The sequence below is a fragment of the Streptomyces sp. MBT65 genome (assembly GCF_016612545.1).
In the GTDB taxonomy this organism is placed as follows: Bacteria; Actinomycetota; Actinomycetes; order Streptomycetales; family Streptomycetaceae; genus Streptomyces.
On sequence record NZ_JAENRY010000253.1, the window covers coordinates 1 to 11,745 of the forward strand.

General features: G+C 73.2%; 5 protein-coding genes. All 5 read left to right on the plus strand.

Going from position 1 to position 11,745, the window contains the following annotated elements:
• Positions 1-38: 38 nt before the first annotated feature.
• Positions 39-5,174, plus strand: coding sequence for a hypothetical protein (locus tag JHN63_RS38695; protein WP_200689789.1), 5,136 nt, complete (start codon positions 39-41; stop codon positions 5,172-5,174).
• Between the two features lie 38 nt (positions 5,175-5,212).
• Positions 5,213-6,454 (plus strand): ricin-type beta-trefoil lectin domain protein, encoded by a 1,242-nt coding sequence (locus JHN63_RS38700; protein ID WP_200689790.1) that lies wholly within the window; start codon positions 5,213-5,215, stop codon positions 6,452-6,454.
• 927 nt (positions 6,455-7,381) lie between these two features.
• Positions 7,382-7,609, plus strand: a complete 228-nt coding sequence (locus JHN63_RS38705; RefSeq protein WP_200689792.1) for a hypothetical protein — start codon at positions 7,382-7,384, stop codon at positions 7,607-7,609.
• Between the two features lie 198 nt (positions 7,610-7,807).
• Positions 7,808-8,323, plus strand: coding sequence for a DUF2231 domain-containing protein (locus JHN63_RS38710; RefSeq protein WP_234478344.1), 516 nt, complete (start codon positions 7,808-7,810; stop codon positions 8,321-8,323).
• Positions 8,324-8,754: 431 nt separating this feature from the next.
• Positions 8,755-11,745 (plus strand): cation-transporting P-type ATPase (locus JHN63_RS38715; RefSeq protein WP_307782085.1); only part of this gene is annotated, 2,991 nt, incomplete at its 3' end.

Genomic DNA, 11,745 nt, shown 5'->3' on the forward strand with positions numbered 1-11,745 from the left:
GGTGTGCGCGGCGGGCGCCGCCGGACCGGGTGCGGGGCGTGCTGCGGCTGTCGGTGCCGACGCACCGTACGCTGCCGGCCGACGAGCCCGTCCCGGCGGCGCCCGCCGCGCACACCGTGCGGGCCGCCACGGCCGCCGACCGCACGCTGCTCGACCTGACCGACGAGGACGGCGGCCCGCTGCCCGACTCGGTGCCGCTGCCCGACGACGCGATGGTGGAGGTGTTCCGGGCGTCGGCCGCGCTCGACGACGCGTTCCGCGCGGTGCTCGGCAACACCTACCAGGGGCATCCGGCGCGCGGTCTGCTGGACGGCGTACGGGACGCGGTCGCGGAGCGGACTCCCGCGCCGGTGGCCCGTGTCGGGCGTGCCGTCGGCGAGTCGCTGGCCGGCGCCGCGGCCACCGACCTCACCACGGTGACGGCCGAGATGCTCACCGCCGCCCGCAGCCCCGCCGCCCTGCTGGCCCGCGGCCACCAGGTGTTCAAGGGCGCCTATGTGGTGGAGGGCCTCACCCTGCCCGGGCTCGCCGCGGACGAGGTGCTGTCGGTGGAGATCCGGGGCACCCTGCGCCGGCCGCACGCCTCGGGCGCGATCACCCAGTACTTCGAGTCCGGGCTCAGCGCGGCCGACGGCGCCGGACAGCAGCGTGGGGTGTCCGGCGCGTCGCAGTGGGCGGGCGGCATCACCGCGGTCCGCAACAGCTCCTCGGTCCAGACCCCGGGCTCCGACCAGGCCGCGGGCAACGACGGCGACATCGGAGGCCTGGGCGAGGGCGGCACGATGCGCCGCCGCGCCGACGAACCGGCACAGCAGGAGGGCGCCGCCACGACCGGTTCCGCGCCCCGCCAGGCGAGCCTCAATCCCTCGGGCCGCTACACCCGCACCACCCGCACCGACCGGTCACGGGCGCTAGCCTCCTCGACGGTCGTCAACCGCACGGCCACCGAGGCCGGCGCCCAGCACCGCATCGCGGCCGACGCACTCCTGCTGGTCACCTTCCGGCGCGGCCGCCGCAACGCCGTGGGCAACGCGTTCGGGCAGGGCGAGGGCCGCGCCGTGACGGTGGCGGTCGAACTCCCGGACGCCGTACGGTTCCTGGCCACCCCGGCGCAGATCCGGCGGCACGCCGCATGGTTCACGACCGTGCCCGGACTCACCGTGCCCGCCCCGGTACCGGGCTCCGTGCCCCTGCCGCGCCGCTTCGTCGCCTCCCGCGAGGTGGGCCTCGGCAGCGTCCAGGCGATGGACGAGTACACCGACGCCACTCGCACGGTGCGGCGCCCCGACCTGCTGCGCCGCCAACTCCTCACCCTCATCGAGGACGAGGCCCCCGGCACCACCCGCCCGGGCCACTCGTCCTACCTCTCGGGCGTGGCCACCCGCATCGCGGACCTCACCTCCACGGCGGGCCTGCGCACCCTGGCCGGCCGAGGCCCCGGCCGCGTCCAGCGCTTCCGCTACCGACACGTCGGCTACGGCGGCGCCCGCCTCGTCGAGGTCACGCTCGAGGCCCGGCCGGACGCCGACGACCACGCGCTACGACTGCTGCGCGGCCACCCGGCGGCGGCGGGCTCCGGCATCGAGCAGTACCACGGCCACACCCCGTCCTCGGTGACCGACCGGACCGCCGACAGCACCCGGCACTCCGGGTTCGCTCAGCTCCAGACCCGGCTCCCCAGGCCCACCGGCGGCCCCCGCACCGACCGCGCGGGCGCGCTGCTCAGCGCCGACACGGTGCGCGGCAACTCGGCACGGGTCAGCCGGGCGGCCGAGGACCGGTACTGGCTGCGCACCGACAACGTCGTCGACTTCGACGGCGTCCCGTACCGGATCACCGCCACCGTGCGGTCCACGGTGACCGCCGACTGGCTGCTGGACCTGCCGGGCAGCGTGTTCCAGCACGGCGTGCTCAGCCTGACCGACGCGAACACCCCGCTCGCCGACCGCATCGCCCACCTCTTCTTCGGCCGCCCGACGCGCACCACCACCGTGCACACCGTCGCCGCGCTGCGCTTCACCGGCAGCGAGACCGCCGAACCCGCCCCGGCCGAACGGCAGTTGACGGCAGGCCGCTCGGAACGCCGGCCGACGGCGACCGGGCACCGCTTCACCCCGGGCGGCCCCGCGCCGGTCTTCGGCTTCGACGCGGGCACCGAACTCGCCGCCGCGCTGGGCGAGGTGGCCCCGGCGCTCACCAACTCCTGGCAGTCGCTGGCCGCTTCGGACTCCGCGGACACCACCGCCGTACGGATCGGCGAACTCCTCCAGGCCGGCACCATCGCGCTGGACCACCCGCGCGGCCCCGGCGGTCTCACCACCACGATGCCGGGCGCCCGCCCCTTCCAGGGCGCCCCGGCCACCCCGCCCCGGCTCACCGTGGAGCTGTACCGGCCGCGCCCGGTGACCGACGCCGGCGATGTGACGGTGGACCGGGTGCGGCTCAGCACGTTCAGCGCGGGCTCCTCCTCGCACGCGGGCGTCACCGGCGGCCTCTCGGCGCAGGGCGGCTTCAGCGCCGACGACTCCAACCGCCAGCTCCTCGGCTTCACCGTGCCGGTGCTGGCCCGCCAGGCGCAGGACCCGGGCGTCGGCGCGGGCGTCGCCGGCACCCGCCGCGAGTGGTTCAAGCACGGCAACACCAGCACCCCGGAGGGCTCGCGCGGCACCCGCAGCCACGAGATCGTCGCCGACGCGCTGCTCACCGTCCACGGCCCGAACGGCACCCGGTACGTGTCCGGCACGGTCCGGCTGCGCCCCCTGGAGCGCGACCTCCTCGGCCACGGCGTCACCGCCCCGCGCACCGATCCCGGTGTCTACGACGGCGCGTCCCTGACCCGGAAGGCGGCCGACGACAGGGCGGCGGCCGAGTTGGCGGCGGCCGAGACGGGCGCGGGCGAGACAGCGCTGGGTGAGACGGCAGCGGGTGAGACGGCAGCGGCCGTTCGCGCCCCCGACGTGCTGCGCGACTGGCGCACGGTACCGCTCCGCGACCTCCCGACCCTGCTGGCCCAGGGCATCGAGGCGGCCCAGGCCCCGGCGCCCGACACCGCCGCCCTGCTCCAACTCTGGCTGGCCACGGACGGCGGCGCTGAACAGACGGCCCGCGCCCTGTACGCGGCTTCGGGTACGGCCGTGCAGCTGCGGCGGCCCGTCGAACTCGCCCTGCGCGACGGCGAGGGCGTGCGGTTCCGCCGGTTCGACGTGAACGGGGACCCGGAGACGACACCAGAGGTGGAGGAGCGCGCCGCGGGGCTGCGCGACGAGGGGCCGGAAGACCGGGGTCCGAACAGCGCGGGCCCGAGCAGCGGGGGCCGGGGCGGTGCGCGGCGCGGTGGCCTGGACGGCTCCGATCGGGTTGTCCGGGGCGGCGACGGCGCGAGTCAGGACGACGCCGCGCACGACGTCGGCTGGCGGGCCGTACGCGATCAGATGCGGACGTTGGAGGCGGCCGGGGAGGCGGAGGACGTCGCGCGGGCGCGCGAGGCCCGGCTCCAGGAGGGGATGCCGGAGGCCCGACGCGTGCGGGACGAGGCGCGCGAGCCGGTGGAGCGGGCGGAACGGGACGTGACCGACGCCCGCGCCGCCGCGGACACCGCGGCCGATCGACTCATCGCCGCCGAGCGGGCCGTAGCGGACGCCGCCGAGGAGGATCGTGATCGGCGCGCCCGGGTAACGGAGTTGACCACGGACCTCGAGGGCCACACCCGGCGGGTGACGGCCGCGACCCGGGCGGCGGAGGAGTCCCAGGACGCGGTCCGCACCGCGGAGGGAGAACTCGGCGCGGCGCGGGAGGCCGTACGAGAGGCGGCGGAGGCCGCGCGCGAAGCGGCGGAACGGGCCGCCCGGCAGCCTGCCGACTCGGCCGCGCAGGGCGGGAGTTCGGCTCGCGGTGCGGGCAACTCCGCCTCGGACGGCCCCGGTTCGCTCGCCCGGAGCGAGTCGCGCCGGAACCGGGCACAGCGCGCGCTGGACCAGGCGCGGACGGCGGCCGAGGCAGCCGACCGCGCCGTCCAGACCGCCCGGCATGCCGCCGACGACACCAGGGGTCGGCTCGGCCTCGCCCAGGACGCCGCCCGAACGGCCGCCGACACCCTGACCCGGGCCCGGAACCTCGCCGCGACGGCCACCGCGACGGACCGCGACACTCGGGCTGCGCTCACCGCGGCCACCGCGCGCCACGACCGGACGGTCGCCGCGCGGGACGCTGCCCAGGAGGCGCTGGACGCTCTCGGCCTCGCCATCACCGACGCGCTCGCCGAGCAGGCCCGGCAGGCGGCCCGGCAGCGCCACGCGCAGCGGGACCTCGGCGATGTCGTGGCCCTCCTGGAGGCCCAGCGAGCGGCGGCGGGCGACGGCACGGCACTCCTGACGACCGGCTCCCTGGCCGCCACCCCGGCCGCCTGGCCCCGCCGCACGCCCCGTCCGACACCGGCCCGCGGCGGCGTCCGCCCGGCACCGGCTCGCAGGGGCGCCGGCCCGCTGACCGAGGTGAGGGAGGAGCCGGGGAACGAACCGGAGGTCGAGCCCGGGACCGAGCCCCGCGTGGAGCCCCAACTGGAGCCCCAGGTAACCGAGTTCCGCCCGGGCGGAGCCGAGAACGAGACCGACGAGGAACCCGGAGGGACCCGTGATCACCTCGCCGCATCACCGGCACACCCCTCGGAGACCTTCGCCCGCTCACTGGCCCGGTTGCTCACCGCCCCCGGCACCACCGCGTCCGGCGCCGATGCCCCCACCTGGCCCCGCACCCGCGACCCCCACGCCGCCCTCCTCACCTGGGCCCGGGCCGACGTGGCGGCGCACGGTGCCCCCGACGACGCGGGGCTCCCGGCCCCGGACACCTCGGTGCCGACCGACGCGCTGGCGGAAATCGGCGCCCTCACCGAGGAGTTGCGCGCCCAGTCGATCCTCCAGAACGGCACGGTGACCGTCGCGGAGGCCGGACTGGACGACTCCGCGCGCCTCGCCCTGGTACTGGCCCGACCCGATGACACCCTCAGCTACGTGTCCACCTTGGCGGCCCTGGTCGCCCGGGACACCGGCCGACCGGTCCGGGTGCTCGGCCCCGACGACCGCGTCGACCGGTTCGGCCCGACCGACGGCACTCCACTGACCCTGTACTTCGACGGCAACCGGTTCTCGGTCAACCCGCCCGTCCCGGCCGACAACTGACCGGTCGTCACCCGATCATCTCTCTGGAAGGAACAAGCATGTCCGGCAAGAACAGCCCGCAGCACCCGGCAGCGACGGGCGGGACGGAGCCCGCCCCGGCCCCGGACACCACCACGGGCGGCGCCCCCGAGACCGGAACGGCACTCCCGCCGACCAGCGGCGAGACGACGGCCGAGGCCTCGGCGACCGCCGCGACCGCGGAAGCGGCGCTCACGGCCCCGGCCCAACTCCCGTCCACCGGCGCGGGCGTGACCCGCGAAGCCGGAGCCGGAGTTGGCGTCGGTGTCGGGGCCGACGAGGCCGCGTCCTCGGCAGCGGAACCGGAACCCGATGGCCCCGCCGACCCAGCCTCCGCCTCCGCCTCCGACCCGGACCCGGCCCCCGACGCCCTGGCCGCCACCGCGACCAGCGTCTCGTCGGAATCCGGAGCCGGTTCCGGAGCCGACGAGGGCACCGCCGTCGCGGCCCCCGCCTTCGGCCGCCCCTCGCGGGGCCTCCTCGCCGGTGCCGCGATAGCCGGCGCGCTGCTGATCGGCGTGCCGTTCCTGGTGTCAGGACTGCTCGGCCGGTCGGGTTCGGACGGGAAGCCGTCGGACCAAGTGGCCGACGCCGGCACCGTGTTGAACGGCGCGACGACCAACATCGGTGCCGGCGCCTACGGTTCGGCCAGCCCGGACCCGACCTCGCCGAAGCCGACCCCCTCGCACACGACGGGCGGCGGCAAGAACAACACGGTGAAGAAGGGCGGGGGAGCGGCGGCCGCCGGTGCCGGTTCGGGTGCCGGAGTGATCGCGGGCAGTTCCGCCCAGGCCCCCAAGAAGGCCTCCTCCGGCGGGAGTTCGAAGAAGAAGTCCACCACGGCCAAGGTCACGGCGACCAAGACGGTGACCACCGCGCCCGGCACCACCATCTACAGCCACGCCTCCAACAAGTGCATCGAGATGGTCGGGCACAAGGGCGCCGACGGCTCGCCGTTGCAGATCAACAGCTGCACCGGCAAGAACTGGCAGAAGTGGGACTTCCGTTCGGACGGCACGATCCGCTCGATGGGCCTGTGCATGGACGTCGCCTGGGGCTCGTCGGCGAACGGCGCGGTGATCCAGATCGCGGTGTGCAGCGGCAACCCGGCCCAGCAGTTCCGCCTCAACTCCAGCAACGACCTGGTCAATCCGCAGGCCAACAAGTGCGTGGACGTCAAGGACCAGAAGACCGCCAACGGCACCCGGCTCCAACTCTGGGACTGCAACGGCCAGGACAACCAGAAGTGGAGCACCCGCTGACGACGTCCCGACGATGCCGCCGCACCCGTGAAGGGCACGGCGGCACCCCTGCGGTCACGGCTCAGATGTCCCGGAATTCCTCTACGGCGTCTCTGAGCTGCGCAAATGAACCCTTTCGAAGATCATCTTGCACGGTCGTTGCACAAGCCGAACAGTGCAGGAGTCACGTGGCCCTGGAGTAGGCCCTCCGGACCGCGATGCGGACCTCGGAACCGGTTCCCACGATCCGGTGCACGTAGTTACGCAGAGTAAACGCAGGATCGGCGTGTCCGAGCCGGTCCGTGAGTGTGCCTCGAACCAGTTGCGTGCTCCCTCGGACGACATGTCGCTCCTCTTGTCTCGGTGTTGACGGAGTTGGTGGTGCCGCTCGGACCGCCTCAAGGGGATGGCCCGATGGGGTCCAGGCGGCGACGGCCCGGTGCTTGTCGTGAATCACTCCGGCCACTCCCCAGAGCGGGCTGTACTCGACGAGCGCGGCGGCATGTCCCCGACCGAGTGGAGGGCAACTCTCGATCGCCACTTCATCGCATGCTTCTGCCGGTGCGTATTGATCCGGCTGAAGTCCGGCTCGCCGCGGCCCTGCGCGAGACCGGAGCGTACCCACAGCGCCTCGTAGCGACGGTCGATGACGGATAGCTCGTCGTCGTAACCGGGGCCCGCACCACCTTGTCCGACGCGCCGGACGACTGGCGGCTGGTGAACGGACTCCGCGCTCCACGCCGTGATGTAGGGCACGTGCCCGCCCCTCCAGAAGTGCTGTTCCGGCATCACAGGTCCACCGGTCCAGGAGCGAGGAGGCGCTCCTTCCTAGGCACTTCGGCGGGCATACCGTGCCGGACGCCGTTGTCCACGAGCCGAGCAACGGCTTCGGTCGCTCGCAGGACATTGCCGTTCCGGCCCAGCGCGGTGACCGCGATCCGAATCCAGATGCGCGCTCCGAAGACAGCGGTTTGGTCTCCGGGAAGGGGAGTCCTCTGTCTCGCCGCTGACCGCGCGATCCTCGCCGTCGTACAGCGCTGGACCGCCGAACACGGTGAGGGTCCGTCAGTCCGGCAGATCGCCGACACTGTGGGGACGAAAAACACGGCATCGGTCGCTTGCCACCTCGAGAACCTCGAGAACCTCGAAGGGGAACGAGGGGCCCTGGTGCGCTGAGCGTGGGGTTCCGTTGGGGGCTCGATGCCGGGCTGGGCATCTTCCGCTCAGGAAGCCATCGACGTCGCTGTCATCCTCAACGTCCATGGGGCAGTGATTCGGACGAGGCTCAGAGGTAACTGAGAGGTCCCTGTGAAAAAGTGCCGAGGCTCCCGCAGCGTCCACTGTCCGGTCAACCCCCCCATGGAGAAAGCCCTCATGAGCCTCACTGTCGTCAACGGACTGCCCGCGCACGTCCTGTTCGTGCACTTCGTCATCGTGCTCGTGCCCCTGAGCGCCCTGGCACTCGTGGTGTGCGCGGCCTGGCCGACAGGTGCCCGCCGGCTCGGCCTGCTGCTGCCGATCCTCGCGCTCGTGTCCTTGGCCAGCGTGCCGGTGGCCACCCATGCGGGGGAATGGCTGGAACAGCATGTCGGCAGCAACCCGTTGGTGCGCAAGCACGCCGAACTCGGCGACGGCCTGCTCCCGTGGGCTCTGGGCCTCTTCGTGATCTCGGCCGTCGTCTGGTGGACGGCCCGCCGGTCGGCCCCCGCCGCGGACGGCGCGGCGGGGGCCTCATGGTCGCCCTCGGTACTGGTTCGGGGCGCGGTCGTGGCTCTTTCCCTCGCGGTCGCGGTCGGCGCCGTGGTGGACGTCTACCGGATCGGCGACTCGGGCGCCAAGGCCGCCTGGCAGGACAACTACTCCAAGACGGCCACGCAGAACGGCGGCTGACAGGACGTGGCCGTCGTTGGGGCCGGGCGCCTCCGGCCCGGCATCGCGAGTCTTTGTCGCGTACGTCTCTGCTAGGGCCGAACGGTCCCCGACGTGCCCGGGTACACCTGACGAATTCAGCTGATCCCGGCGGGAGGGAGCGATCAAACGGTCAGCGATGCCGTCGGCGACCAAGGGGTCCGGTCTCGGTGATCACGACGGGACCAGTCGGCCCCTCCTGTGACCGAGTGGCCCCTTTCTGACGTGGTGGCCCCTGCACGTGAATGGGACGGAGAGCGCGGCCCGTACGGCACATGCCACGAGCCGCGGCACACCAGCAGCGTGTGCAGCCCGGGCCGAGGAGGAACGTCTTCGACGGCCGGAGCGTGCCGAGCTGCCAGTTCCCGGAGGCGGTGGGTGCAGTGGTCCATGAGCATGTCGTACGTGATCCCGTGGCGGAACGTGACGGGACCGGGTCGCGGCCTGCCGATCCGTTGGAGCCGCTGAACCTGCTGTTGCAGCATCTGCGCAGTTCGGCCGGGGGACTCTCGGAGCGGGAGGCGGCGCGCAGGCTGCAGGTCTACGGGCAGAACGAACTGGTCCGCCGTGGCGGGACCCGGTGGCCCGCCGAGCTCGCACGGCAGTTCACCCATCCGTTGGCCCTGGTCCTCGCGGTGGCCGCGGTGCTGGCGTGGGTCAGCGGGAGCCCGACCCTGGCGGTGGCGATCACGGCGGTGATCGTGCTCAACGCGGCGTTCGCGTTCTTCCAGGAGGTGCAGGCGGAGCGGGCCGTGGAGGCACTGGCGGCCTTTCTCCCCTCCCACGCCCGGGTGTTGCGGGACGGTCGCCCGCAGCAGGTGGAGGCCGTGGCTCTGGTCCCGGGTGATGTGATGGTCGTGGCCGAGGGCGACAGCATCTGCGCCGACGCCCGGCTGCTCAGTGGTGCGGTGCAGGTCGACATCTCCACCCTCACCGGGGAGTCCGAGCCGGTCGCCCGCTCCGCCGAGACCATGGACACCGACGTTCCCCTCCTTCAGGCGCGCGACGTCCTGTTCAGCGGGACGGTGTGCACCGGAGGGGAGGCCCTCGCGGTGGTCACCGCGACGGGGATGCACACGGAACTGGGCCGCATCGCCACCCTCACCGCACGCGTGACACGTGAGGACAGCCCGCTGGAACACCAGGTGAAACGGGTCGCCTGGCTGATCGCCGCGGTCGCCGTCGGCGTGGGGGTCGGCTTCCTGCCGCTGGGCCTGCTGGCCGGACTGGGCTGGAGCGCGGCGATCAGCTTCGCGATCGGCCTGCTGGTGGCCAACGTGCCCGAGGGACTGCTGCCCACCATCACCCTGGCCTTGGCTGTGGGCGTACGGGAGTTGGCCGGGCGCGGCGCCGTAGTCAAACGCCTCAGTGCCGTGGAGACACTCGGCTCGACGACGGTGATCTGCACCGACAAGACCGGAACCCTCACCGAGAACCACATGCGCGTCACCTCTCTGTGGACGTCCGAGGGCTCCGTGGACCCGCGGGTGCCGACGCCGCAGACCGACCTCGTCGTGCGATCCGCCGCGGCTTGCACCAACGCCGAACTGCCCGGGAGCGCCACGGCGGAGGCGAAGGGGGATCCCACCGAACTCGCCTTGCTGGAGCTGGCCGTCGCCCTCGGCCGTCCGGTCACCCCCGACCAACGCACGCTGGGGCGCCGGACCTTGTTCCCCTTCGACTCACGGATCAAGCTCATGACCACCGTGGACGAGCAGCAGGACGGGGACGGCGGCACTGTCCTCGCGGTGCACACCAAGGGCGCGCCCGAAGAGGTGCTCCCCAGGTGCACCCACCTCCAACATCCCAGCGGCGCAACCCTGTTGACGGACGGCGACCGTGCCGCGGTGACCTCGGCCATGAACGACTACGCGGACGCCGGGCTGCGCGTCCTTGCCGTCGCCGTCCGCCAGCTGCCCACCGGGGCACCGGTTCCCGCCCGGCGGGAGGAAGCCGAACTCGACCTGTGCCTGCTCGGCCTGGTCGCCATGACCGACCCTCCCCGCCCCCAAGTGGAGGCCGCGATCACCCGCGCCCACCAGGCCGGCATCCGCGTGCACGTCGTCACCGGCGACTACGGCGCGACCGCCGCGGCGATCGCCCGCAAGGTCGGCATCGGCGACGACAAGCCGCACGTCATCACCGGCACGGAACTCGACCGGCTCTCCGAACAAGAACTGGATCAACTTCTGGCCTCGGAAGGCGAAGTGGTCTTCGCCCGCAGCACACCGGAAGCCAAGCTCCGTATCGCCGACGCCCTACGTGCCGAGGGCCAGGTCGTCGCCATGACCGGCGACGGTGTCAACGACGCCCCCGCACTGCGCCGGGCCGACATCGGGATCGCCATGGGTCGCTCCGGCACTGACGTCGCCAGGGAAGCCTCCACGATGGTGCTCACCGACGACGACTTCAGCACCATTGTCTCGGCCATCGAGGCGGGCCGCCGTATCTACGACAACGTCCGCAAGTTCATCGTGTACATCTTCGCGCACGCCGTCCCCGAGGTCGTTCCCTTCCTGGTCTTCGTCCTGTCCGGCGGGGCGATCCCGCTCCCGTTGACCGTCATGCAGATCCTCGCCATCGACCTGGGGACCGACACCCTGCCCGCGCTCGCCCTGAGCCGGGAACCCGCCGAACCCGGCGCCATGCAACGGCCCCCGCGCCCTCGTTCCCAGAACGTCATCACGAGGTCGATGCTCGCCCGCGCCTGGGGCTTCCTCGGACTGATCTCCGCGCTGCTGGTCATGGCGGCCTTCCTGATCGTCCTGCTGCGCGCCGGCTGGCACCCGGGCGACGCCGTCGGCGCGGGCAGTCCCCTCCACCACGCCTATCGGCAGGCCACCACCATCACCTGGGTCGGGATCGTCGCCTGCCAGCTCGGCACGGCCATGGCGGTGCGCACCGAACACGCCTCGCTGCGGAGCGTCGGCCTGTTCACCAACAAGCCGCTCCTGGGCGCCCTAGGCTTCGCCGTGGTCTTCGCCCTCGCCGGGGTGTACGTCCCCTTCGCGCACACCGTGCTGGGCACCGAGGCACTGTCCGCAGGCCAATGGGCTCTCGTCGCACCGTTCCCCTTCATCGTCTGGGGCGCCGACGAACTGCGCCGTTGGTACCGGCGCCGTCCTGAAGTCGCGCCCGTCAGCCCGGCCATCGATCCCGACCACGCGCAGTCCGGCTCAGTGGCCGGTGTCGTTGCCGGTCGTGGCCTTCCGCAGTCCGTAGAGGGCGGCCCCGAGGACGAGGACCGCGGTGCCGGAGACGACGGTGTCCGTGGGCTGGGCGAAGGCGAGCGTGGCGCAGCCGGTCAGGCCGATGGCGGGGACGGGACGGCTGGGTCGGCCTTCCTCCTTCGTGAGGGTGAGGGCGGAGGTGTTGGTGATGGCGTAGTAGGCCAGGACGCCGAA